The 22,933-nt window shown below is 61.5% G+C and carries 24 protein-coding genes; all 24 read right to left on the minus strand.

Going from position 1 to position 22,933, the window contains the following annotated elements; all coding sequences use genetic code 11:
• Positions 1-87: 87 nt before the first annotated feature.
• A complete protein-coding gene (locus AC1RVY_RS05345; RefSeq protein WP_492805632.1) occupies positions 88-693 on the minus strand; it encodes a lytic transglycosylase domain-containing protein in 606 nt (201 codons plus the stop codon).
• A 98-nt stretch (positions 694-791) separates the two neighbouring features.
• The gene (locus AC1RVY_RS05350) at positions 792-1,433 is read right to left on the minus strand and encodes an acyltransferase (protein WP_218293201.1); all 642 of its coding nucleotides are present in this window, start codon (positions 1,431-1,433) and stop codon (positions 792-794) included.
• Positions 1,434-1,450: 17 nt separating this feature from the next.
• Positions 1,451-2,464 (minus strand): class I SAM-dependent methyltransferase, encoded by a 1,014-nt coding sequence (locus AC1RVY_RS05355; protein WP_492805633.1) that lies wholly within the window; start codon positions 2,462-2,464, stop codon positions 1,451-1,453.
• Positions 2,461-3,183, minus strand: coding sequence for a hypothetical protein (locus tag AC1RVY_RS05360; protein ID WP_492805635.1), 723 nt, complete (start codon positions 3,181-3,183; stop codon positions 2,461-2,463). The genes AC1RVY_RS05355 and AC1RVY_RS05360 overlap by 4 nt, the downstream gene beginning before the upstream one ends.
• Before the next feature lie 167 nt (positions 3,184-3,350).
• The gene (locus AC1RVY_RS05365) at positions 3,351-4,577 is read right to left on the minus strand and encodes an ABC transporter ATP-binding protein (RefSeq protein ID WP_492805636.1); all 1,227 of its coding nucleotides are present in this window, start codon (positions 4,575-4,577) and stop codon (positions 3,351-3,353) included.
• Between the two features lie 4 nt (positions 4,578-4,581).
• Complete coding sequence (locus AC1RVY_RS05370; protein WP_492805638.1) at positions 4,582-5,406, minus strand: ABC transporter permease; 825 nt, start codon at positions 5,404-5,406, stop codon at positions 4,582-4,584.
• Positions 5,403-6,323 (minus strand): NAD-dependent epimerase/dehydratase family protein, encoded by a 921-nt coding sequence (locus AC1RVY_RS05375; RefSeq protein ID WP_492805640.1) that lies wholly within the window; start codon positions 6,321-6,323, stop codon positions 5,403-5,405. The genes AC1RVY_RS05370 and AC1RVY_RS05375 overlap by 4 nt, the downstream gene beginning before the upstream one ends.
• On the minus strand, positions 6,323-7,546 hold the full coding sequence (locus AC1RVY_RS05380) for a glycosyltransferase family 4 protein (protein ID WP_492805642.1): 1,224 nt from the start codon (positions 7,544-7,546) through the stop codon (positions 6,323-6,325). The genes AC1RVY_RS05375 and AC1RVY_RS05380 overlap by 1 nt, the downstream gene beginning before the upstream one ends.
• A gap of 2 nt (positions 7,547-7,548) precedes the next feature.
• On the minus strand, positions 7,549-8,526 hold the full coding sequence (locus AC1RVY_RS05385) for a glycosyltransferase family 2 protein (protein ID WP_492805644.1): 978 nt from the start codon (positions 8,524-8,526) through the stop codon (positions 7,549-7,551).
• A gap of 165 nt (positions 8,527-8,691) precedes the next feature.
• Positions 8,692-9,585, minus strand: a complete 894-nt coding sequence (locus tag AC1RVY_RS05390; protein ID WP_492805646.1) for a peptidylprolyl isomerase — start codon at positions 9,583-9,585, stop codon at positions 8,692-8,694.
• A gap of 27 nt (positions 9,586-9,612) precedes the next feature.
• Positions 9,613-10,854, minus strand: a complete 1,242-nt coding sequence (locus AC1RVY_RS05395; RefSeq protein ID WP_492805647.1) for an FG-GAP repeat domain-containing protein — start codon at positions 10,852-10,854, stop codon at positions 9,613-9,615.
• Positions 10,855-10,863: 9 nt separating this feature from the next.
• Entirely contained in the window at positions 10,864-11,823 is a 960-nt protein-coding gene (locus tag AC1RVY_RS05400) for a hypothetical protein (RefSeq protein WP_492805649.1), read from the minus strand.
• Between the two features lie 175 nt (positions 11,824-11,998).
• On the minus strand, positions 11,999-12,448 hold the full coding sequence (locus AC1RVY_RS05405; protein ID WP_492805651.1) for a hypothetical protein: 450 nt from the start codon (positions 12,446-12,448) through the stop codon (positions 11,999-12,001).
• 81 nt (positions 12,449-12,529) lie between these two features.
• Complete coding sequence (gene gspD, locus AC1RVY_RS05410) at positions 12,530-14,914, minus strand: type II secretion system secretin GspD (RefSeq protein WP_492805653.1); 2,385 nt, start codon at positions 14,912-14,914, stop codon at positions 12,530-12,532.
• Between the two features lie 37 nt (positions 14,915-14,951).
• A complete protein-coding gene (locus AC1RVY_RS05415; protein ID WP_492805655.1) occupies positions 14,952-15,458 on the minus strand; it encodes a hypothetical protein in 507 nt (168 codons plus the stop codon).
• Positions 15,455-16,009, minus strand: coding sequence for a GspMb/PilO family protein (locus tag AC1RVY_RS05420; RefSeq protein WP_492805657.1), 555 nt, complete (start codon positions 16,007-16,009; stop codon positions 15,455-15,457). Before AC1RVY_RS05420 ends, AC1RVY_RS05415 begins: the two co-directional genes overlap by 4 nt.
• Entirely contained in the window at positions 16,006-17,007 is a 1,002-nt protein-coding gene (locus AC1RVY_RS05425) for a PilN domain-containing protein (RefSeq protein WP_492805658.1), read from the minus strand. The genes AC1RVY_RS05420 and AC1RVY_RS05425 overlap by 4 nt, the downstream gene beginning before the upstream one ends.
• Positions 17,004-17,918 (minus strand): type II secretion system minor pseudopilin, encoded by a 915-nt coding sequence (locus AC1RVY_RS05430; RefSeq protein WP_492805660.1) that lies wholly within the window; start codon positions 17,916-17,918, stop codon positions 17,004-17,006. The genes AC1RVY_RS05425 and AC1RVY_RS05430 overlap by 4 nt, the downstream gene beginning before the upstream one ends.
• Positions 17,918-18,529: a prepilin-type N-terminal cleavage/methylation domain-containing protein gene (locus AC1RVY_RS05435; RefSeq protein WP_369641352.1), complete on the minus strand. Its 612-nt coding sequence runs from the start codon at positions 18,527-18,529 to the stop codon at positions 17,918-17,920. Before AC1RVY_RS05435 ends, AC1RVY_RS05430 begins: the two co-directional genes overlap by 1 nt.
• The gene (locus tag AC1RVY_RS05440; protein ID WP_492805662.1) at positions 18,526-18,978 is read right to left on the minus strand and encodes a type IV pilus modification PilV family protein; all 453 of its coding nucleotides are present in this window, start codon (positions 18,976-18,978) and stop codon (positions 18,526-18,528) included. Before AC1RVY_RS05440 ends, AC1RVY_RS05435 begins: the two co-directional genes overlap by 4 nt.
• Positions 18,975-19,472, minus strand: coding sequence for a GspH/FimT family pseudopilin (locus AC1RVY_RS05445; RefSeq protein ID WP_255591269.1), 498 nt, complete (start codon positions 19,470-19,472; stop codon positions 18,975-18,977). Before AC1RVY_RS05445 ends, AC1RVY_RS05440 begins: the two co-directional genes overlap by 4 nt.
• A 42-nt stretch (positions 19,473-19,514) precedes the next feature.
• Positions 19,515-19,958, minus strand: a complete 444-nt coding sequence (gene gspG / locus AC1RVY_RS05450) for a type II secretion system major pseudopilin GspG (RefSeq protein ID WP_255591270.1) — start codon at positions 19,956-19,958, stop codon at positions 19,515-19,517.
• A 24-nt stretch (positions 19,959-19,982) separates the two neighbouring features.
• A complete protein-coding gene (locus tag AC1RVY_RS05455) occupies positions 19,983-21,191 on the minus strand; it encodes a type II secretion system F family protein (RefSeq protein ID WP_218293185.1) in 1,209 nt (402 codons plus the stop codon).
• A complete protein-coding gene (locus AC1RVY_RS05460; RefSeq protein ID WP_218340511.1) occupies positions 21,184-22,902 on the minus strand; it encodes a GspE/PulE family protein in 1,719 nt (572 codons plus the stop codon). Before AC1RVY_RS05460 ends, AC1RVY_RS05455 begins: the two co-directional genes overlap by 8 nt.
• Positions 22,903-22,933: the final 31 nt, after the last annotated feature.

Genomic DNA, 22,933 nt, shown 5'->3' on the forward strand with positions numbered 1-22,933 from the left:
TGGGTGCCCACGCACGGACCCCACCCAGCAGGCCAACGCAGGCACCGACGGATCACGGAAAAGCCCACGCTGCCCGATCCAGGGCCACTACCGGGCCAGACCGCGGTAAAAGCGCATCACCTTTTCCACGTACTGCTGTGTTTCGGGATATGGCGGAATCCGGCGGCCATGCTTGATCACGGCTCCTTCCCCGGCGTTGTAGGCCGCCAGCGCCAGCTCCTTGTCGCCATCGAACATGCGCAGCAGGTCCGCCAGATAGCGTGTGCCGATCTGCGCATTCACCTTGGGCTCCATGGCGGCATGTTCTCCCTCTGAAGGCGGACGGGCCGCGACCCCATAGCGCTCGGCGGTCGCGGGCATCACCTGCATCAAGCCCAGGGCGCCCTTGCGCGAAACGGCCTTCACATTGAAGGCCGATTCCGCAGCGGCAACGGCGATCACGAATGCCGGATCCAGCGACTGCGCCTCCGCCGCCGCCGCCAGGTGCTGCTTGACATCGTCGTAGCCAGGAAACTGCAGTGCGGAGGTGCCGCGCTCCTTGCTCCTCATCACGGAGGCAGGAGGCACACGTTGGAGCCAGACCAGCCCCCGCGACGCGGCCGCCCCCGGCGCCACGTTGCCAATGTGGGTCACTCCATCCTTGTCCACGAACTCCCACACCTGGTCGGCCCAGGAAGAGGCAGGGAGCCCCATCAGGAAGATCATTGTGAGCGCCGCCCTGCGCAGGCTTTCCACCATGTTCGATCCCCATCCGCGCCCGTCGGAGCTTCTGCGAAATTCACTCTTGCTTGTCATTTGGCACCGCGTCCCTGGTACAAGAAGCTCTTCAGCCGGACCCCGACCCGTTCAAACCAGGGGGATGGCACGGGGGCCTGTGCCGCCGGCCATGCATCCCCACGGCGCGAGCGCAGCAGCCGAGCGGGCATTCCCGCCGCCACCATCCCCGCGGGGACATCCTGCCGCACAAGCGCGCCGGCGGCCACCACCGCGCCGCGCCCGATGGTAACCCCCTCGAGCACGATGGCTCCGGCCCCTATCCAGGCGCCGTCCTCCACGACGATCTTTGCGCGGGTGATGCGGTTGCGCGCGATGACCGCATCCCCTTCGTCTATGGCGTGGCCGGCCGACAGCAACTTGACGTGGGGGCCGATCAAAACGTCCTCGCCAATCTCCAAGCCCCCTTCGCCAGACAGATAGCCGCCCACGTTGACAATGGTGCGGGCGCCGATGCGGATCCCCACGCAAGGGTCCGCGACCACATCCCCCAGCACCAGCCTTGTCTGCGCGTAGATGCTGACCCCGTCCGACAGGCACAGCACGCCAGGGCGCTGCCCAAACCGCATGACGGAAACGGACGGATCGATCCGGCAATCCGCACCGATGCTGTCCACGCCGTCATGCGATGCCGTGAAATCAGGAACCCCGAGCAACATGTCCGTTCCGCAATCCGTCACGCGCCGTCCGCGCGGCCCAGGAGTCTGCGCTGCAGCCGCAGCCATGGGCCTGCCGGAGGAGGAGGTTCGGGCTGGGGTTGCGCTTGCAGCGCGGAGAGTTCGGCCTCCACCGCGGTCTTTTCCGTCCGCAGCAGGTCCAGGTCGGCGCGCAGATCCTTGATCTCCAGCTGCATCTTCGCGATGATTTCCTTGGCTTCCGAAAAGGCTTTCTGGTGCTCCAGCAATGATGCGCGCTCACGCTGGTGCACCACCGTGAGTGCCTGCAACTCGTCGCGCAGCCTGTCCGCTGTGCCACGTGCCTCGGCCAACTCCCAGGCGGAAGCGTCGATGGAGGGCGTGACCACCACCATCCACTGGTACACATCGAAATCCTGCCACCCCGCCAGCAAGGCCTGGCGCTGCTCGCCGGGCAGGGCGCTCCAGTACCAGGCGAATTCGCTGCATTCGACAGGCACCCTGTTGGCCTCCCAGATCCGGGGAGCCCACCCGTAGTCCAGCAGTACTTTTTCAATGCTGCGCTTGGTAAAGAACCGGACATGGGTCCTGTCCAGCTGGCCCTTGTCCGAGTAGTCGAAGATGCCATTGCGCATCGCCGCCAGCACCCCGGCATAGGCAATGTTCGGGACGGAGATCAGCAGGCGGCCCATGGGGGCCACAAATTCGCTCAACCGCTGCAGCACGTCCTCCGGTTTTCTGAGGTGCTCCAGCACATCGCAGGCCATCACCGCATCAAACCGCCTGCCCGCGATCGCATCCAGCCAGTCCGTGCCATCCAGATTTCCGGGAATGACCTCCACGCCCAGCGTCTTGAGCACCTCCAGTGCCTCGGGGTCGTTTTCAACCACCGTGACGCGATGGCCCCGCGCCAGCAGGACACGGGTCATGGCCCCGGGCCCGGGGCCCAGCTCCAGCACCGAGCCTCCGTCGGACGGAATACGGCGCAGCAACCGGGCGGCCCACTCCTCGCCGTCCGGATCGAATGCGTAGTCGTATCGCTCAATATTGGTCATGGTTTTCCTTCCGCCTCCGAGGCCGGCTGCCACATCTGATCCCACAGTCCCCACTGCCACCACGCCCAAGGGCGGGCAAGAACGTCCTGTTCCAGTCGCTGGATGACTGTGTCAATCGCGTGGCCGGGATCTGCGGGCAATGGCTCGACGACAACCTTCAGACGGTCTGGACAGTGCGAATAGGTCACGGCATGCAGCAACGGAACGCCCGTGGATTGCGCCAAGCGCTCAATCCCCGTGGGCAGGTTCAGGCACCCACCCAGGAAGGGCCTGCCACGCAAACGGCCAAACTCGGGCCGCCAGGCATCGGCCAGAATCACCCACCCCTGCCCCGCCCTGAGGCTTTCATGCACCGGGCGCAGTCCATCGCTGGTGGTATGCCATTTTCCACCAGTCACCTCGGTATAGCCTTGAATTTTTCGCAGCAAGAAACGGCGCTGCGAGGCCCCAAGCTCCGGGTTGTCCAAGACCGGCATGGTCAGGACGTTGGTGGAGACTCCTTCTCTCGCCAAGGCAACCGGTGCCGTCAGGAGCCGGTCATAGTGGTTGAGGACAAGGATGAAGCCCTTGCCCTGGCGGGCCAGATTCCTGGCGAACTCCACCCCCTGGAGTTCAATCGTCGGCCCTCCGGGTCGGCCCAGCCGGTTGAAGGCCATCGCATCCACCATCTCCTGCGCCAGCATGGCCAGATGGGCCCGCGCCCATTGGGCATGCTCCATCTGAGTGGCCTTTGGGAAAACCCGCGCAAACAGCCCCTCCAGCCAGCCCAGCAGGTGCTCACGCTCTGCCGCAGATTCACGCCCTATCCGCCCAGCCAGCCTCCAGGGAAGGGTCGTGGGCAATCGGGCAATGGAAGGGAAAAGCAGGTCGAGAGACCAGGCACGCGTCATTCCACCAGCACCCACTCGTGCTCCAGCCAGGCCACACCGAACTCGCGGTGCCGCTGGTTCAGCACGGTAAAGGGCTGAATGAGCTCGGCCATGTCCAGCACCTGGATACCCGAATCGTCCAGCACATACACACTCCACAGGTATTCGCCGGACAGCAGCGGCAATCGCGGGAACCGGGCGCGAATACGGTGGCTGCCGATGCCCTGCAGCGGTGTACCGCCGGCGCGGAACTGGGTACTGGTGCCGAAAACATTGTCCTTGTCCGGGCGGACTATCGCAAACAGCACATGGAACGGCGCATCCGCATAGGACTCGATCTCGATCTCCACCGACAGATCCTGGAATGAATCCACCTGCGCAGGGTTGATACCGTCCCCTGTCTCGATCAGCAGGCCCGCAATCTTCACCAAAGGTGCGCCCGAGGCAGCGGCGGCTGCAGGCTGCGCCGCCGCATCGTCCTTCTTTGCGGCCTCATGCGACTCGACGCGCAAATGGGCATACCTGCGCCGCTCGTGCGATTCATAGGCGGTCACCACATCCTCGGTCGACCCGATGGCCTGTATGCGGCCACCGTGAATCCACGCCGCCCGCTGGCACAGGCTGCGCACCTGGTACAGGTTGTGGGAACAGAAAAGCACGGTGGCGCCACGCTCGCGCAGCTCCAGGATGCGGTTCAGGCTCTTCTTCTGAAAATGCAGATCCCCCACCGACAAGGCCTCGTCCACGATCAGCACATCGGGATCGATGGCCGTCGCTGCGGCAAATGCAAGCCGCATGAACATGCCTGAAGAGTAGGTCTTCACCGGCCGTTCGAGTGTCTCCCCGGTCAACTCGGAGAACGCGGTGGCCCGGATGATGAAATCCTCCATGGCACCGCCTTCCAGGCCATGCAGGGCAGCCATGAAGCGGATATTGTCGTAGCCCGACTCCTCCGGGTGGAATCCGGCACCCAGTTCCAGCAGCGCGGCAACACGGCCTTCCTGCGACACCTGGCCATGGGTAGGCCGAATGGTGCCCGCGGCAATCTTCAGCAAGGTGCTCTTGCCCGCGCCGTTTTCACCGATCAGCCCAAACGTTTCTCCTGCCTGGACTTCAAAGTCCACGCCGGTCAGCGCCACGTGCACGCGGTGGCGCTGCCTGCGGGTCACCCACTCCCACAGCCTGTCCTGGGGGCGGCCGTACACCATGTAGGTTTTTTCTATGCCCTCAAAGCGTATGGTCATGGCGTTACAAGGCCTCGCCCAATGCCGACTTCATGGAACGGAAAAACCACCATCCGCCCCCCGCCAGCAGCACGACCCAGACGGCCAGGGCCACCGGAGTTCCCGGCGGGACAGGCATGTGCAGCACCGTGCTTTGCACCATCAGCACCAGGCACGCCAAGGGATTGAAGAGGAACCAGCCATGGAACTTCTCGGGCACCTGGGACAGCGGGTAAACAATGGGCGTCACATAGAACCAAAGCTGCAACGCGAAAGCCACCATCGAACCCACATCACGCCAGAGAAAGTGGGCCATGCTCAACAACAGGGTAAGGCCAAAGGTCAGGGCAATCTGTGCCAGCACCAGCACAGGCAGCCACGCCATCGATGCGTAGGGCCCCACGCCCTGCGCCACGGACAGCACCAGCAGCAACCCATAGCCGATCCCGAGAACCAGCAGGCTCCCGCCCACCGATACCGCAGGCAGGATTTCGGCCGGCATGGGCTGCTTGCGCAGAAAATCCTCATAGGCGGCCAGGCTTCCCACGCCCCGTCCAATCGCATCGGTGAAGGGGAGCCAAACAGCCAGCCCGGCGAGCAAGTGCAGCAGGTAGCCGTTGCCCACATCCAGACCCGGAACGCGCACGGCCAGAACCAGCCCAAACAGGACGTAAAAGATGGCCAGGGTGGCAAGGGGTTGGACGAACGCCCACGCAAAGCCCAGTACCGAGCCCGCATAGCGGGTCTTGAACTCGCGCATCATCCAGTACCGCCACAGCACCCACAACTGGCGCGGATTGCGTGGCGCGGCCGAAGACACGGCGGACGAAGAAGATACAGGACTCGTCATGCCACCGTCCGCAGCCATTCGACCGACTTGGATACCCCTTCATCGAAAGCCATGGCCGGCTTCCAGTGCAGTTCGTCCTGGGCGCGCTGAATGTCCAGCACATTGACGGGCGGATCAAACGGGCGTGCCGGGAATACACGCCGTTCCACAGGGTGACCGATCAATTGTTCCAGCGTGCGCACGATGTCATTGACACTGTGCCCCGCGCCGCCACCAATGTTGAAGACCCGGGCCTCCCCCTCATGGCGCGAGGCGGCCACGAAAGCCCGCCCCACATCGGCGGCATAGACAAAGTCGCGCACCACGGAACCATCCCCCCATACATCCACAGGCAGGGCCTTGAGCGCGCGGTGCGCAAAAACAGCGATCACCCCCTGGACGCCGTGGGGCTGTTGCCATTCCCCATACGGATTGCTCAAACGCAGTATCCGGCACGGCAGGCCGTGTTGCGCCTCCTCGATGCGCAAATGGTGCTCGATCGCCAGCTTGGTGGCCCCATAGGCACCCATGGGCATGGTGGGGTGTGTCTCTGCCAGCGGTACCGACTGCGGCCGGCCATAGACGGCGCCTCCCGAGGATGCGAACAGCAACCTGGGACGTGCAGCCTTCTGACGCAGAGCCTGCAGCAGGCGCAAGGTGCCCACCAGATTGGTCTGCACGTCCTGGATCGGATCTTGACTGGCCGTGGCTGGCACCGTGGAGGAAGCAAGGTGAACGATGACGTCCGCCCCTCCCACCGCATCCCACCAGGAGGGCAAGTCAAAACAGTCCGCCTGCACCGCGCCAGTCAACCAGGGGGCGCTGCCCGACGCGGGCAATGCGCGGTCGACCGACCACACATGTGCTCCTTCGGCCGCCATGGCCCGGCCAATGTGGCGCCCCAGGAAACCCGCTCCTCCGAGAATCGCGCAACGCATCAGGATTCGCCCCGCGGATTCTGGGCCCGGGCATGCAACAGGGCCGACTCGAAGTCCTTCGCCACCATGTCCCAGGTCTGCGCCCGGGCAAACACTTCGGCGCGCTCGCTCAGGGCATGGCGCCGCGCATCGTCCTGCAGCAGCGCGCAAACCGCATTGGTCAAACCCTCCGGAGAAGAATCGGCGAGCATGGCTACGTCGCCGTTGAGCAGCCATTCCACATTGGGGCCCCGGTTGGACACCACGGCGCAGCCGGAGGCCATCAGCTCCAGGGGCAGCAACGAGGCATTCGTCAGCGAGAGCACCAGCGCCACGTCGCACTGGCTGTACAGATCGGGCAAGTCATCCAGCGCCACGGTGCCGCAGGCAAGGTGGGGGAACGGGATATGGTAGCCGGCGGTGTCCCAGCCTGCGAGCACGAACTGCGTATTGGGCATGCGCTCCCACACGGCATTCAGCACCAGCAGGCCGATTTCAAATGCCCGCCGGGGCGTGGGGGGACGCGCATAGAAGAAAACCCGGCGTATCTCGGGCTCCCTGCGCGGCAGGCGCCGGTAGCGCTCCAGTTCCACGCCGAAACCCACAGGATGTGTGACCATCCCATACTCCTGCGCCAGCTTGGTGGCCAGCCAACCCCCTGCCGTGATGCCGAAGAAACCGAAGTGGTAGGTATTCTGCGCCAGCACCGACTCGGACCCCACCGGGTAGAAATGCGGCTCGTAATCCTGCACAAAATACAGCTTGTGCGTGGCACCGGTGAATGCGCGGACCGCGTACGCCGTGTCCCAGCCTGTGGCAACCGCAAATTCGCATGGCGGCAAGTTCTCCAGCCCCAGAAGCACCTGCGCCTGCAGGGGAAAGAAGTGCTCGCGAATGGCATCGCGGGCCTCTTGCGCATCCTGGTGCATGACGGGCGCACCGATCACGATGCTGGACGTGTATCCCATCTGCTCCAGATGCCAGATGGTGCGGAAAATATTCAGATGACCGCCGGAGCCGAGATTGAAGTCCGGGATGAACCACAGCAGCGCCCCCTTTGCGGGCTCGCCCGGCTGGGCCGGCAGGACATAGGGCAACGCAAAGCCGTAGTGCCGAAAGACATCGACATACCGCCCAGGCCCCTGGCGCAGGCGGCGCACCACGGCCCGCAAGGCGGCGAACACCCCTTCCTTGCGCGCCATCTCCTTCACGCGCCAGAGCTTCTTTGACAGGTTCAACGCCATGGTCAGGCCGCCCCCGCGCGCTGCAATTGCTCATCGCGCGACACCGAGCGCAATAGCCATGCCGGCAAGCGGTCGTGCCGGGTGCCCAGGTACTGCCCTGCGACCCGCGCCATTTCCACAAGACTCATGTAGCCCGCGTTCTTGAAGAGCCGCCAGCCGCGCAATCCGCCGCTGCGCAGCCAGCCCAGATCACGCTTTGCAAGGTGCACGCCGGATTTCAAGGCCTGTACCAGGCTGTCCTGAATGCGGTAGCCAAAATAGAGGTTGAAGGAGCGCGCTTCGTCAAAATTGCGCTGCAAAGTCTCCCAGACACCGAAGTCGTGCGAATGGTAAACAACTGCGTCAGGCACAAAGGCCTTCGCGTGCCCGGCCTCGATAGCGCGCAAAGCCCATGTTTGATCTTCTGCAAAAGCCACCTCTGGCAAAGGCAGCTGCTCCCAGACCGCACGGCGAATGCATGAATTGTTGCTGGAGAAAAAGTGAAGCCATTGGCGGTAACCAGGGTCACTGGCGAACCGCACACGGTCTTCCAGACGGACCACTGAGAGCTTGTCCCCAAACCCTGCAAAGTGTTGGTTCAATTCGCAGTGGGTGACATGCCGCGCATGCGGATGCGCGCGATGAGGGCCGAAAGCACCGGCCACACCAGGCTCCGCATCACAGCCTTGGACCATGTTGACAAGCCATTGTGGACTCGCGGGCCGCGCGTCTTGCGTAATGAACACAAGGAATTGCCCCCTTGCCATGGAGGCGAGCAAATTGCGGGTGCGCCCGTGCCCAAATTCTGCAGCTGGAATGCTCTCCACGCGAACACCGCGCTGCCGGGCGCACTTCACGGAGTCATCGGAGGAGCCGGAATCCACCACAATGACCTCAAAGGGCCATGGCGCTTTCTGGGCCAGCACGGCATCCAGCACATCACCCAACAAAGGCCCTCCGTTCTTGACGGGGATCAACACGGAGGCGCGTATTTCAGTCATTGGCAGAACTGCAGGGTCTCACTAGAAAGAGGGCGCTATGCGCCTGATCGTCAGATTGCGCCTTCTAGCAACGATGCCATCGCAATCCGCAAAACCGATCATTGTACTGCGCCCCCTACACAGGACGACTGCCTTGCCCTGCCCGCTGGCTGGCTTTGGCCGCAGTTATTTTGCAGCAGACTGCTTCAAGAACAGCGCACGGATCGCCGCGTTATCCAACTCAACGCCGTACTTCGTGAACAGATCGTTCCGAACTTTCTTTACCCCCTCCTGGCGGCAGAAAGACACTGCCCGGGTCGGCACGGAAACCGCCACCTCCTCCCACGCAAGCTGACGCCCCTCCCGCTTTTCATTCACCTTGAAGAGGTATGTGAAATCACCTTCACGCAGCGGCCCCACCATCTCTCCTTGTTTGGTCGTGGCGAGCACACGCAACACACTGGCATCCTCGTCAAAGAGAGTGATCCAGCCCAAATCCCCTTGAGGGTCAAGCCTGTAAACCGCCTCCGCTTGCTTGACCAGGTCGTCAAACGACTGCTTGCCAGAAGCAACAGCCTCGGCCTTTTTCATAAGCCAAGCCGCAGCAGGCTCCCCCTCCAGATTTTCAGTAGCGGGAAGAATCACACGGCTCAGACGCGCCATGGGAGGCACCCGGAACGCCTGCGGATGATCCTTGAAGAATTGACGCGACGCCGCCTCGTCGGCAGGAGGCGTACACACAGGCACCAGCTTGGAATAGACAGCTTGCGCATAAACGTCGTCAAAGCGCTGGCCTTCCTTCCCCTCCTGGCGTGGCTCGCCCATCCGGGCACCCTCCAGCGACAACACCCGCACCATGGCCATTTCACGCAAGGTGGTTTGCACGCCCCAGACATTGCGGCTGGAAGAACGGAGATCCACCCGTCGCTCCAGGTAAGTCGAGAAATCATCTTGACTGATGGTTTCACCGTTAGAAAGCCGAACCAGTGTCTCCGACGCACCTGCGAGCGAAGCGGTAGCCGCCAAAACACACACCGTAAGGACTCGAATCCAGCCCAGATTACGCAAAGAAAGGGTCATAGCAATATTTACAAGAAAAACACACTCTCACAGGCGCTCTGCAGCGCCATCCCACAGCGGACCGTAGATCACATCTACCACCGCATCAACGGAGTTAAGCACCACCAGGTCGCGCTCGCCATCACCATCGAGATCGATAAGCTGCAAACCGGTGGAGAATCCGCTGGTCTTTATCCAGCGCGTTTCCAACACCTTGGCGTCCGAATCAAGGCGTTGAAGATACATCTTGCCGTCTTCAGCCCATACCACCAGATCATCAGATAGTGGAGCAACTGCAACACTGCCCGTCAGAGGAGACTGGATGTATTGGAGTTCCCCGCTTTGCATGTTGATACGGGCGTTGCGCGACCCCGTCTCCAAAGACACATACAACCATTGACCAGAAGGCGACGGCCGCGCTTGGCGAGCAATTGCACCAAAGGTGGCGAGCACGCGGGGCGCCGCCAAGAGATCTGCGTCAGAAACTGCGACCACTTTACGGTCATCCAGACAAGCTACGGCAAACCCGCCGCTTTGAGTGCCAGGAATTTTGCTCACGCGAACAGGGTGCCATGGCGCCTCGCACCACCGTGTTTTTTTCAATGCAGCAGCTTGACGGTTGTCCTCATGCCAGTCGATCCATGCCACCTCCTTGCCACTGTAAGGTGTTGCCAACAGCTTGTATTGGCCTTGCGACGCACTGGCCACGATGACATCACGCGGAGCGAAACCCACAGGCGCTTGATGGACCCGCACCAGGCGCGCCCCCTCAACCCGAAAAATGTCGAGACTGCCAGTAGCCTCGACGGCAGCCGCCACCAGAGTGTCCGACAACCAGACCGCAGAGTCAGGGTGATAAGCCACAGGCTGGCGATCCAGGAGACGGGAAGTTCTACCATTGATTTGGTGCAATGCCACTTTGCCTTCTTCGTGTTCGACCAACACGAAGCGACATTCGCCACCTGCAAAACAACGCGCCTCTCCACCCCACACCATGGGAGCCTCAAGGACTATTCGTGAGGGAGTCCTTTGAGACATCGGTGCTTTCCCGACAGGCGCAACCGCCCCGTCTACCGACACAGGCTGCATCTGGCATCCCGCCAGCATCAAGGCACCCAGCAAACCCAGTGCGCCTAAAAATGGAAAAGAAACAGAGCAAGACAATTTCATGAGACCCCACACAGACAAAAAAAATGGCGCCAGATGGCGCCATTTTTTATGACAACACCCTTGCAGGTGCCGCCAGATTTTGTTTTTCCTTTTTGCATACAGCGAGGGCGCTGTATGCATTAGGAAAAATTAGTTGTGCGTACCAAGGATGGACTGCACAGCACCGAAGGCAGGCATAGTGATCAGGCTGTACGTGAACACGGAACCACCCAGGTTGTACAGAGCGCCGCTGGCAGCCGATGCAGGCAGGTCAGAAGGCAGGGCAGCTACAGGGCTCCACTCGATGAAACCATCGATGAAGTTAGCAGGACGGCCTGGGATCGTTTCTGGATTGAAGAACGACAGTTCGGCTTCAGCCAGAGAGAAGTTCACAGACTTACGGTTCTGAGCAGAGTCATACATGTTGACCGTGTGGGTACCACGGTGGTCACCAGTCGACCAGACCACGATGCGGGTTTCCAGACCAGCGTTCGCTGCGCTGTCCACTGCATAGCGCATGCTGAAAGCAGGCGTAATGTTAGGACCGGTTGGCACCGTACGGGCACCAGCAACAGACACCAGGCTCAGAGGGCCAAGGGTGGTCAGATTGGAGCCTGAGGCGAAATTCAGAGGACCGTCGATCACAGGAACGTAAGCCACGTCTTGAGTAGCAGTGTTCACGTGGAACGCGCTAGCACCGATACTGCCAACGAAGCCAGGTGCAGCAGGAACAACGGCATTGCCAACCGCGCAAGCGGCAGCAGCAGTCGTGGAACCAGTGTTAGCGCCCACGGCGAACACCAAGTAGCCGCGCGTACCAGCCAAGCCGCTGCCGGACTGTTGCGACCAGATGAAGGGCTCGAAGTCCTTGTTGGTCAGGGGGAAGCAGCCGTCGGTGACGTGGTTGGAGTTCGCGTCGAAGAACGTCCAGAACACAGGCACAACATTGCCAGTTTGATTGACGATACCAACAGCAGTGGTATCGGCATCGCCATTGTGGATCACGTTAGGAACCACGAAACCATTGCTGTACGTACCCACGGTGTACGCCTGCGCCACACCTGCACTCAGCGCAGCGGCTGCAACGGCTGCCATTGCAAATTTTTTCATCTTCTCAGTCCTTAGATAATTGAAGGAAGCTTTCCCACCCTGTGCGGGATCTGCAACCCATCCGTACTCCGTTTGGGTTGATGCAATCTTATACTGATACCTTCGATTTTTTCAACCTATTTCGGCCAGAAAACCACTGTGCGTGCGTTTGTTGCACCCAAACAACGAACCATGACTATTGTGTTGGGAACATGGCACTGCGGCGCTGCACATGGTGCCACGCACCATCAATCCGGCGCCATTCGTCTTCTACAACGACTTCCTGTTTTTTAACACGTAACAGTGGCAGAGAGTAACGCATCCACACATTGACGATAGCGCGATCTCCGTCAATGCTGCGCACGCCACGGACCTCCACCGCGTCGTATGTGATCCCTCCACGCTTGAGATACGCTTCCAGCGTAGCGCTTGAATCTTTGGAGAGTTCCTCGTACGCCCAGGCTCCCACCCGATCATTGGCACGAACGAGCGTCCAGTATGCCTGAGCGCGCTTTAGAAGAGCCGCCTGATCGCCCTCCCCAGCCACCATCGCGCCGCCGGCGGCAGCACAGCCGCCCAGGACAGCCAAGGAGGCGGAAGCAGCCAAGGTCACAACCAATTGACGACGGGTAACAGCTTTTTTCATGTAAAGAATCTCCTAATTGGCTATCTATACTTAGATCTATATATATGCGCCCTGCTTGCTAGGCACAACCCCCCGAGCAGTTCAGCGCGAGGGCTGCAGCGGTGCCTCTGCTGGACGGAAGCTCATTGGCTGCGCCTGCAATGACAAGGAGCGCATGCGTTCGCGCATCTCCGCACTGGCCGAACGCAGCTGATCATCGTCTTCCAAGGCACGGGGCGTCATTAACACCAACAGCTCCGTGCGGTTACGCAGGTTTGACGTATTGGAGAACAGGGCTCCCAACAATGGGACGCTTGCAAGCCCCGGCAAACCGCTACGGGTGTTGCTGTCATTTTCACGGATCAATCCGCCCAGAACGATGGACTCACCGGAACGCACTGCGACACGCGTTTGTATTTGCCGGGTCTGAAAGGACCGCTGTTTCGTCACATCGTCCTCCTCACCCACATCGGTGACTTGCTGAGAGATATCCATGGATATCAACCCCCCCGCATTGACGGATGGCGTGACGGAGAGCAGCACCCCAGTGTCTTTGTATGTAATGGACTGACTGATAAAATTACCGCCAGTAGCGGCCGAAGTTGAACTCAGGATAGGTTGTTGCTGGCCGACCTGAATGTTGGCGGTGTGGTTGTTCAGAACCAAGATAGACGGACTGGACAACAACCGCACCTGGGATTTAGTGGCAACGGCGTTCAGCGCGGCGCGAACTACGTTCGCCTTACTGATGGTGTACGAAAAACCAGGCACTTTGGGGCCTATGCCGCTGGTGCCGAGGTCCAACAGCGCCCCACCTTGGCGGTCCCTGCTAAGACCGTTCTGCAAGTACCACTCAACGCCATATTCCAGGTTACCCGTGAGGCTCACCTCTACGATACTGGCCTCGATCAACACTTGCATTGGGGCCTTGTCAAGTTCGCGCAAGGCCTGTTCAATCCGGCGATATTCAGTTCGCGGCGCCCGGATCAGCAGCGCATTGCGCTTCTCATCGGCAACCACGCGCACGTTACCGTCCAATTGGCTGGTCGACGTCTGTGAGGTGTTGTTGGAAGAGGTTTTGTTACCTCCCGCACCGAGGCCTGCACCGAGCGGACTACTGCCCGTTCCACCATTGCCAGAAAGCCCGGTATTGCCAGAACTGGCCGTACCCAGCCCTCCTCCCAGACCCGCACCCTGCGAGAACTGCGTCGGTGCTGAGCCCGCCGCAACACCGCTCGACTTGGCTTGCCCGGACTGGCCGCCAAACAAACCATTGAGCATTTCCGCCAGTTGCAAGGCAGACCCGTTCTGCACCGGATACACAAAAAGGCTGGCCTCCAGAGTATCGGTAGGCCGATCCAGACGGCGAATCCAGGTCTCGACCTGGGCCAGCAGATGGCTGCGCGGGGTCACAACAACCAATGCATTGAGTCGTTCCACCGGAAACACGCGGATCAAGCCCCCCAGCGGATTGGCCATCTGTGCTGCGGCACCGCTGGCGCCTACACTGGCGCCGGCTCCACCGCCCGAGGCGCCCGGTGCGCTCCCTTGGGATGCACCAGCCCCGCCGCCATAAGGATCGGATCCTTTATCGCTGCCGCCAAGCAACGCCTGCAGGGAGTCACGCACCACATTGACATTGGCGTTTTCCAGCACGAACACCCCCAGCGACATGCCAGAGAGGAAGTCCACGTCAAACGCCTCCACCATTTCCAGCCAGCCGCCCAGCTGGGCCTTGCTCCCCTGCAGCACCAGCAGGTTGCGCATGGGGTCCACATAGACAATGGCTTCACGTGGTGCGATGGGTGCGAGTATCTTGGCCATCTCGGCCGCAGCGATGTGGTTCAGCGGGACGATGACAGTGCCGGCACCCGACAGGTCCTTGAAACGCGAAGCCCCCACCACCGGGCGCGCACCCAGGGTGACCGTGCGCTTGGTGACGTGATAAACCCCTGCGTTGTCGCGCACAATGGCCAGATCGTGGGGCAGAAGCACCGCATCCAGCACGTCTAGGACCTGGCTGCGCAGCAGTGGCTGGCGGGTATGCAGGCTCACCACCGTCTCTCCCCCGGCGTCAATGGTGTAGTTGAGCTTGAGCAGGTCACCCAGCAGAGCCACCGCCAGATTGCCGACCGTGACATTCTCAAAGTTGAGGGAGACCTTGTCCCCCTTTGCGAGAACGGGGTCTACCTGGGGAGCAACATCGCGCTTGAAGAATTGGTCATTTCCAGGAAAAAGGCGCGTGCTGGAAGGTGCGCTCTTTGGCACCGGCGGCTTGGCGGCCGAGGCGGCCTCCGCAGGGCTTGCCGCCGCTGGCGCAGCCGGTACGGGTGCGGTAGTCGGTGCGGGGTTCAGCGAGGTCGCGGCCACCTCTTTGGCCGGTTCCATTTTCGAATCGGAAGAAGGGGCCGCGGCAGGTCCTCCCTGCGTACTGGCGCAACCGGCAGCCAGCAACGCCAGCAAAAGGATGGATGGCCGAATGTTCATAGAGATATAGCTCCAATATGGGATATGCCGCTGTGGCTTACTGATTTGTGGCGGGCCTGCGCAGGCGGTCGCCGATGGGGCCGGCTTTCGGCGCCGCAACGACGCTACCCGCCTCCAGCGGGCGCTCTACGCGTTGGTCGTCAGCCGACACAAACACCGCCTTGCGACCGTCAAATGATTCCACCCGCCACGGTTTGGTTTCCCCAGTTACCTTGAGGGTCGTGCCGTCAGCGCGCAGCAGGATCGCCACACGCTGCGCACCAGACTCCAGCACGGCGGTGAGGCGAGACTGCGACAGCTCCGTGACCAAACTGCTTTTCTTCTCATCCACCACCACCGGGCGCCGGGATGCCCAGAACAAAGGCCGCTCCACGGCCTGCTTCGCGTGAACCTTGATTGGCTGTGGCATGGGCTCGACCTTGGGCAGATCGGGCTTGCGCGGGGACGGCGGACTCCAACGATCTTTTTCGGCATGCCACCAGTACGCACTGGCTGCCAGGGCGGCAATCGCCAGCACGGGACCAAGATACCAGGGCTTGATCATGGCTTGACCTTTTCTGGAGCCAAGGGAGCTTCCAATTGCAGCGTCAGCCGGGCGGTCTGAGGGCCGGGCCCAGAGCTGGCCCCTTCGCGCATGATGTTGGCCGTGCGCACCCAGAAAGGTGCACGCTGTGTCTGCAGGCTTTCCATGAAACTCACGAGTTTGGCCCATTCGCCACTGACGGTAGCCGTCAGGCGGATGCGCGCCAGCTTGCCATCCCCTCCTGGCTCCAAGGCGACCTGCGAGGAAACCAGCGTGCTGCCAGAGGCCATGATCAACTGGCGAAGTTTCTGCTGAATGTCGTTCTGTGCAGTTTCCCCGGCAGGGTGAAGCAAAGGGGCCACGGTGCTGCTGACAGAACCGAGCAGTGTTTCGATTTCGGAACCTGCATTCACCACCCCTTCCAGCCGCTCACTGCGCGGCTCCAACTGGCGGAGTGCGCCATCGTACCGGACCCAGAGGGATCTATAGATCAGTGCTGCACATGCGAGGACGCCTATGAACAGCACCAGGAGCAAGACCATCGAATGGCGCCGCCAAATATTCATCTTCATGGCTTTGCTCCCTCACCTCGCCACCGTAGCTCGATGGTGAAGCGCTCCTTGTTCAACGTGCTGTCCCGCACGTTCGCGGCGGTGGCCCGCACATCGGCAAATCCAGGCTGCCGCCCAAGGTATCCGATGAGCTCTGTGGCATTGGCGGTCAAACCCGTGATCTTCACCTCGGGGCCGTTGACCTCGATGCGATCCAGCCAGGTATCGGAGGGGATGGCAGATGACAGTCCATCAATCACGCTGGCCAGAGGCATGTCAGTCACGATGTTCTTTCGCAAGTCCTCCGCCATTCCAGCCTGATTGCGCAGTTCATCCATCTTTTGCCGAAGAGGGGCTGCCTTGGGCTCAAGCATGCTGACATGCTCCACGGCGCGGACCACCGCCTGCCGCTTCAGCACCAGCGGCATCACGGCAGGCAGCGACAAGGCGAGCAGCAACAGCAGCAAAAATGCCGCGGCGGCGCCATCTATCCAACGCTGGCGGCTGCTCTGCTTTTGCCATGCCGCACCGTGGACAGGGAGAGCGCGCCCTTGGCGCACCATGTACACCGGGGCGTTCCCCGCAAATCCATGCTGCGCCAGTTGCTGCTCCAGGGCACTGCGCCGGCACATGCCCCACTCGACCACCCATCCGCCCTGGGCCTTCGGCTCGGCACGCCAGGCGGCCACGATTTGCTCTGGAGGCATGGGCGAAACCCGCCAAAGGGCTTCCTCCACCCCCCCGACCAGGGAGCGCTGGGGCATGTCCGGCAACTGCACCGTACCCCATAGGCAGTCAGCTTCTGGCAGCAGCAGGCTGGCCGCCTTGCGGCTGTTGATACGCTTGCGCAGGCGTGTGCCTGCAATGGACCAGCGCCCGCCGTCGGGAGCCACGGCTGGATTCGCGAGCGAGGGCCAAGCCCCATGCTCCACCAGGACACGCTTGAGATCACCGAAACCCCAGGCCAGTCGGTCCAGCGCCTTTTGCGCACGAAGAGATAGTTGCCCCCAACCTGTCATGGCTTGAATTCCTGTTCCGGCTTGTTATAGCGGCGTGTCGGCTCCAGCGAGAGCATTGTCCAGGGCGTCAAATTGCCCGGGCGCTCGCTGAGATCAACCCACGCCTCACGCTGCCACCACCGATCGCCCTCAGTCTGCACAAACGCCTTGAGGCGTACGGTCTGCCCACCGCCCGCACGGGCAGGCGAAAAGAATTCAGCGGCTGCTCCCGTCAGGAGTACCCCAGCTCGCGTTTCTGGAGGAGATTTGTGAATGCGCGCCCCCAAGCCTGGCTGCCCTGTCAGGGCGTCGATCAATGCGGGGGGGGCTGAATCGATTTCGATGCGCTGCTGCCCATTGATGCCCAAATGGGGCGCGATTATCTCATAGAGCTCGGACGTCATACCCAGCACCGATCGCAATTCGGCGAGGTCATCAAGCGCCCCGTTGCGCGGCATCGAAGGCCAGCCAGCCCCACGGTACTGAGCCGCCTCAGCGCCCCCTACGCCGCCAGGCGTATCGTCCGGATCAATGTAGTCTTTCACGCGAGAGGTCAAAATTGCGGCCTCGCCCGATGACAATCCGCCAGCCCGTTGAAACAATGCCTGCATCAAGGCTTCACTGGCGACATTCACGTCGACCAGCCCACCGGAAGGCGTGATTTCAACCCATACCTCCTGCGACCCCAGCGGCAGGCGCTGAATGCGGTACCAACTGTCGGCAGTTTTCTCGGACATCGTTCGCTGCGCTGCCAATTCGATTGCAGCATCCAGCACGGACTCCGCGCGCATGCGTTCCATATCCAGCGCAGCGCGCTGCGTTTGTTGGCGCACGCCGCGGGCACTCGCCATCACGACCAACGACAGCGAAGCAACCAGCCATAGCACCAGAATCAATGCGGCGCCCCGGCTACCACGGATACCCTGGACCATCACCGCGCCCTCACCAACGGAAATACCAACGGGGGCCAATCCCCTTGCGCGTCAGCAATTTCAACCCGGATCCGCGCCGGGTACTGCGCCTTGGCGGAATCCCATTGCTGCGTCCATTCACCCGTCTGCCCATCCTGGTAATGCCATTGAAGTGTTCTCACGTCCGCCAAAAGCGTCTCGCGCAAGGCACGACTCCAATCCAGCGCCATCAATGCGCCATCGTAGGGAACAGCTTCAATCGACAGATCGACCCGTCCGTCCTGATGGCGCAGAGGATTTGTACGGAATACATAGAGTCCACCGGCGTCGCCTCGCTCCGGCAGCGGTGCCACCCATATGACGCCTGCAGCATTCCCGCTGAAGAAGTTCACGAAGGTGTTTTCGTTGCGCCGGCTCAACAAACGCAGGGTGTCAAACTTGCGCCCCAGCCATTGGCTCACCACCATCATCCGATCGGACCGGTCGATCACCCGCTGGTTGCGCTCCGCGGAGCGGCCTATCACGCCGACACCCGCAAACATCAGCGCCACCACGGCTGCCGTGACGGCCAGGGCGATCAGCAGCTCCAGCAAGGTGAACCCGCGAGAGGTTTTTCGAAAGGCCTGGCTCATGGCGCAGACCTGTATGGCTTCCAGGTGGTCCACGTCACCGCGGTCATCCCGTCTCTGCTGACCTCCACCGTGACCCTCGCGGCGCGCACCGGCCCTCCTGGCGCAGGACGACCGCTTTCGTCCATCATGGGAACCTGCTCGGGCACCACCTGGATGCGCCAGCGCCACACGCCCGACTGCCCGGAATCCTGCTTGATCAGATCTTCGGCATAAACCCCGGCGGCCAGTGCCGACCTGGCCACCAAAGAGGCCTCCACGCGAGCCTCCACATCCACGACGTTCTTGGAGCTTTGCCCCACGCTTCGATAGAGGCTTGCCAGTGCGATGGAAGCGATGGCCATGGCAACCAGCGCCTCCAGCAGGCTGAAACCCCGCTGCGGTCGAGGCTCTCGCCTGCATTGCTGAAAAAGCGGGTTCAGAAAAAGGGGCAGGCAGCGTTTCACCGTCATGACGGTGCCACGGTCGTGGCTTGCTCCACCGTTCCCAGCAACCAGTTCACGCGAAAAGTGACACCTTGCCCGCCGCGCAGGACCGCCAACCGCCCGCCTCGAGCACCACCGTCTGCACTGAACACAAAAATCGGCTCTCCCGCTGCGCCTGCTGCAGCCTTGGTGGACTTGGGATTGCGTTCGATGGCTTCCCACTGAACCAGCAATGGTCCAGGCACGTCCAGAGTCAACCGTCCGTCCACTACAAGCCTGCGGATTTCCGGCTGATAGGTCACGGTCACCGGCCGGCCCTCCTGGACACTGAGTGCGCGCGCCTTGTTGAGCTGGCTGGAGACGTCCCGCACCACCTGGCTGTAGCGAGACCGCTCCATGTACGCCTGCCCCCCGGCGCCGACCACCGACACGGTAATGGCGGCCAGCACCAGCACGACCAGCATCTCCAGCAAAGTGAAGCCCTGGACGCGGCGCAATGGCGCCATCAAGAGAGGGCTCATGCGAAAGAAACCACCAGGCGGTGCTGCAAACGGGGGCGCGGCTCAGTTAAAAACGTCCGAGTTTTCGCCATCCCCGCCCTGCTTGGCATCGGCCCCCAGGGAAAACACGTCCGGCCCCCCATTGCGGCCCGGGTTCTTGTAAAGATAGGCGGCACCCCATGGGTCAGAAGGCAGACCCTTCTTCAAGTATGGGCCATTCCAGCCCGGCGCTGTCGCGGGCCGGTCCGCCAGGGCGCGCAGCCCCTCGGCGTCGTTGGGGTAACGGCCCACATCCAGTTTGAAGAGATCCAGGCTTTGTTCGATTTCAGAAATCTGAATACGGGCGGTCTTGGACTTGGCGCCGCCAAGCTGATCCAGCACCTTCGGGCCCACCAGCCCTGCAAGCAGCGTGAGGATCACCAGCACCACCAGCAATTCGATCAGTGTGAAGCCCGACGAACGCTTCGCCCGCGCCATTCCGTTGCTGCCAGAATTCTTTACATTCATATCAAATCTCTTAAACAATCAAAATCAAATTGTGTCGTTAATCGACAAGACACCGCCCAGGATTGCAATAATGATGAATGCAACCAAGGCCCCCAGAATAATAATTATCAAAGGCTCCATGGCCGCCAAAACACGCCCCATGGTCCGGCGGCCCTCATCCTCGTAGCGATCAGCCAAGCCCAGCAGCGTAATATCCAGTTGGCCGGTTTCCTCTGCCACGCGAATGAGCTGCGGAGTGCTGGATTTTGCAAAGTAAGGAGACGAAAAACCCGTGGAAAGCCGCTTGCCGGTTTTCACGATACCGACCAGCGGCTCGATATCCTTGCGCAGCGCGGTATTGGTCAACGTATCCACTGCAATGCGCAAGGCATCCACCATCGGAACGCCCCGCTGCAGCAAAATGCCGAAGGTCCGGAAATAGATGGCGAACTGCAGGTTCCGCAGCACCTTGCCGAACAGGGGAAGGTCCAGCAGCACGCTGTCGAGACGCAACCGCCCCGTGGGCGTTGCGCTCCATCGCGAGCCCAGGAACAGCGCAACCGCCAAGCCTAACAGGATCGCCATCCAGTGGGAGCGGATCAGATCGCTGAGGTCGACCACCAGCCGGGTCGAATAGGGCAGCTTGTCGCCCATGGAGTCGAAGATTTCCCGGAACTGGGGAACCACGAACGCCAGCAGGAGAACGACGGACAAGACAGCGACCACCAGCAAGATGACCGGGTACGTCATGGAAGAAATGACGTAGTTGCGCAGCTTGTCCTCTGCCTCGAGCTGGACCGTGAGTTCCTTCAGGACCACATGCAGCGAACCAGAGGTTTCCCCGGCCCGTATCAGGACCAGATACTGGCGCCCCAGGTCCCGCTCGAAAGGCAGCAGAGACTGGTACAGCGATTTCCCGCCCCGTACCCCCTCCTCCACCTTGGCAATGAATGCTTTCAGCCGCTCCGTGTTCGCCGTCTCCTTGAGCATGACCAGCGCCTTGTCGAGCGGCATGTTGGCCTGCTTGAGGTGTGCCATTTCACGGCTGAACAGCAGTATTTCGCTGCGCTTGAGCTTTGCGCCCCGGCCTTGCGGCTCATCCTGGGAGACCGCACCCGATCCATCCGCGATGCGCACCGGTGTCACGCCCTGCCCGATAAGCCGCAGCCGCGCACTTTCCAGATTCAGCGCGCGGACGGTCCCCTGGCAGGCCTTGCCGTCGGACGTGATGCCATCGTATTGAAATTCAATCATTTTGACGAGCGACGCGCAGGACTTCTTCTGCCGTTGTCAGACCCTTGAAGACCTTGGTGGCGCCATCCTGCAACAAGTTCCCCCCGGCATAGGCGCCGTCTTCGCTGCTGAGCTTGGAGCCCCTTTCAAGGACCACCTTCTTGACGTCTTCCGTGAGGACCAGCAGTTCATGGACGGCGATCCGCCCCCGATAGCCCGTGCCCCGGCAGGCGGCACAACCCACGGATTTGTAAATGACCTGCCCCTCTTGCAAAGGCACCCCCAGGGATGCCGCCGCGGCCTGCGCCTGGTCCGGCAAAAGCGGGGTCTTGCACTCCTCGCACAGCTTGCGCACCAGGCGTTGCGCCAGCACGCCGACCACGGATGCCGTGATCAGATAGGGCTCCACCCCCATGTTGATCAGGCGGACGATGGCGCCGAGCGCACTGTTGGTGTGCAGCGTGGACATGACCAGGTGACCCGTCAGCGCGGCCTGCACGGCGATTTCGGCGGTTTCGCCATCGCGCATTTCGCCGATCATGATGACGTCCGGATCCTGGCGCAGGAAAGAGCGCAGCACCTTGGCAAAGGTCAGTCCGATCTGGGGCTGCACCTGCACCTGGTTGAGCCACTGCAACCGGTACTCCACCGGGTCTTCCACCGTCAGGATCTTGAGGTTTTCGCCCTCCAGCTCCTGCATCGAGGCATACAGCGTGGTGGATTTACCCGACCCCGTGGGCCCTGTCACCAGAAAGATGCCATGCGGCACGCTCAGAAGCTGGCGCATGGTTTTCAGCGTGGGCGGCGTGAAATGCAGGCTTTCCAGTGAAAGCAGGTCGAAGTTCTTTTCCAGCAAACGCATGACGACGGATTCGCCGAACATGGTGGGGATGGTGGACACGCGCGAGTCCATTTCCTTTCCATGCACGCGCAGCTTGGTGCGGCCATCCTGGGGCATCCGGCGTTCCGCAATGTCCAGTTGCGAGAGGATCTTGATGCGGGACACGACCGCGGGGGCATCCTTGTTGTCGATCTCGTCGATGGGATACAGCTCGCCGTCCACCCGAATGCGGACCACCGATTTTTCTTCGTAGGTTTCGATATGGATGTCCGAGGCCTGGGCTGCCACTGCCTGTGAAAGGATGTGGCTCACCCGCTGGATGATGGGGGCCTCCGAGGCCATGTCCCGCAGGTGCTCGATGAATTCGGAGGCCTCGAACTGGTCGCCCCCGGTTTCTTCGTTCTGTTCGGGGTCCTGGACGTACCACTCGTTGAGCTGGCTGGATATTTCGGTTTCGAGGCCAAAGAATATCTTCGGCACATCCCCGAACACCAGGCGCAATGCATCGCGCAATGCAGCGCTTCGGGGGTCCACCGATGCAAACTCCGGCATGGAGTCCGCATCCTCCGCATTGCCCAGGGGAAGCAGGTTGTTGGCCAGCAAGAAGCTGGTATTGAGCCGCGACGTGGCGGGCTTTTCCTTGGGGAAGGCGTCCTGGCGCACCAGAGGCAGGTCAATCTGCCTGGATAGTGCGGCGTACACGTCGACCTCGGAAACCAGTCCCAGGCTGATGAGCAGGCGGCCCAGGCGTCCGCCCATGGAGCGCTGGACCTCCAGCGCCCTCTCCAGGTCGTTGCGCGACAATTTCTGGTCCGCAAGGAGCATCTCCCCGAGCCTGGGCGCAGCGACATCAACGCTTTCCACTTCACCTACTTCAGCCGAGAGCTTCATTACCGACGCCTTTGAACATTCTTTCAACAAC

Source organism: Acidovorax sp. GW821-FHT11A03 (genome assembly GCF_058809075.1).

What these genes read in the sequence shown, in the direction of transcription:
- AC1RVY_RS05415 (WP_492805655.1), bottom strand. Translation starts at nt 15,458, where the DNA reads ATGATCAAGCCCTGGTATCTTGGTCCCGTGCTGGCGATTGCCGCCCTG.
- AC1RVY_RS05420 (WP_492805657.1), bottom strand. Translation starts at nt 16,009, where the DNA reads ATGAAGATGAATATTTGGCGGCGCCATTCGATGGTCTTGCTCCTGGTG.
- AC1RVY_RS05435 (WP_369641352.1), bottom strand. Translation starts at nt 18,529, where the DNA reads ATGAGCCAGGCCTTTCGAAAAACCTCTCGCGGGTTCACCTTGCTGGAG.
- AC1RVY_RS05365 (WP_492805636.1), bottom strand. Translation starts at nt 4,577, where the DNA reads ATGACCATACGCTTTGAGGGCATAGAAAAAACCTACATGGTGTACGGC.
- AC1RVY_RS05440 (WP_492805662.1), bottom strand. Translation starts at nt 18,978, where the DNA reads ATGACGGTGAAACGCTGCCTGCCCCTTTTTCTGAACCCGCTTTTTCAG.
- gspD (WP_492805653.1), bottom strand. Translation starts at nt 14,914, where the DNA reads ATGAACATTCGGCCATCCATCCTTTTGCTGGCGTTGCTGGCTGCCGGT.
- AC1RVY_RS05430 (WP_492805660.1), bottom strand. Translation starts at nt 17,918, where the DNA reads ATGGTCCAGGGTATCCGTGGTAGCCGGGGCGCCGCATTGATTCTGGTG.
- AC1RVY_RS05375 (WP_492805640.1), bottom strand. Translation starts at nt 6,323, where the DNA reads ATGCGTTGCGCGATTCTCGGAGGAGCGGGTTTCCTGGGGCGCCACATT.
- AC1RVY_RS05350 (WP_218293201.1), bottom strand. Translation starts at nt 1,433, where the DNA reads ATGTTGCTCGGGGTTCCTGATTTCACGGCATCGCATGACGGCGTGGAC.
- AC1RVY_RS05405 (WP_492805651.1), bottom strand. Translation starts at nt 12,448, where the DNA reads ATGAAAAAAGCTGTTACCCGTCGTCAATTGGTTGTGACCTTGGCTGCT.
- AC1RVY_RS05460 (WP_218340511.1), bottom strand. Translation starts at nt 22,902, where the DNA reads ATGAAGCTCTCGGCTGAAGTAGGTGAAGTGGAAAGCGTTGATGTCGCT.
- AC1RVY_RS05385 (WP_492805644.1), bottom strand. Translation starts at nt 8,526, where the DNA reads ATGACTGAAATACGCGCCTCCGTGTTGATCCCCGTCAAGAACGGAGGG.
- AC1RVY_RS05400 (WP_492805649.1), bottom strand. Translation starts at nt 11,823, where the DNA reads ATGAAAAAATTTGCAATGGCAGCCGTTGCAGCCGCTGCGCTGAGTGCA.
- AC1RVY_RS05445 (WP_255591269.1), bottom strand. Translation starts at nt 19,472, where the DNA reads ATGAGCCCTCTCTTGATGGCGCCATTGCGCCGCGTCCAGGGCTTCACT.
- AC1RVY_RS05360 (WP_492805635.1), bottom strand. Translation starts at nt 3,183, where the DNA reads ATGGAGCATGCCCAATGGGCGCGGGCCCATCTGGCCATGCTGGCGCAG.
- AC1RVY_RS05345 (WP_492805632.1), bottom strand. Translation starts at nt 693, where the DNA reads ATGGGGCTCCCTGCCTCTTCCTGGGCCGACCAGGTGTGGGAGTTCGTG.
- AC1RVY_RS05425 (WP_492805658.1), bottom strand. Translation starts at nt 17,007, where the DNA reads ATGACAGGTTGGGGGCAACTATCTCTTCGTGCGCAAAAGGCGCTGGAC.
- AC1RVY_RS05395 (WP_492805647.1), bottom strand. Translation starts at nt 10,854, where the DNA reads ATGCATACAGCGCCCTCGCTGTATGCAAAAAGGAAAAACAAAATCTGG.
- AC1RVY_RS05390 (WP_492805646.1), bottom strand. Translation starts at nt 9,585, where the DNA reads ATGACCCTTTCTTTGCGTAATCTGGGCTGGATTCGAGTCCTTACGGTG.
- AC1RVY_RS05370 (WP_492805638.1), bottom strand. Translation starts at nt 5,406, where the DNA reads ATGACGAGTCCTGTATCTTCTTCGTCCGCCGTGTCTTCGGCCGCGCCA.
- AC1RVY_RS05380 (WP_492805642.1), bottom strand. Translation starts at nt 7,546, where the DNA reads ATGGCGTTGAACCTGTCAAAGAAGCTCTGGCGCGTGAAGGAGATGGCG.
- gspG (WP_255591270.1), bottom strand. Translation starts at nt 19,958, where the DNA reads ATGAATGTAAAGAATTCTGGCAGCAACGGAATGGCGCGGGCGAAGCGT.
- AC1RVY_RS05455 (WP_218293185.1), bottom strand. Translation starts at nt 21,191, where the DNA reads ATGATTGAATTTCAATACGATGGCATCACGTCCGACGGCAAGGCCTGC.
- AC1RVY_RS05355 (WP_492805633.1), bottom strand. Translation starts at nt 2,464, where the DNA reads ATGACCAATATTGAGCGATACGACTACGCATTCGATCCGGACGGCGAG.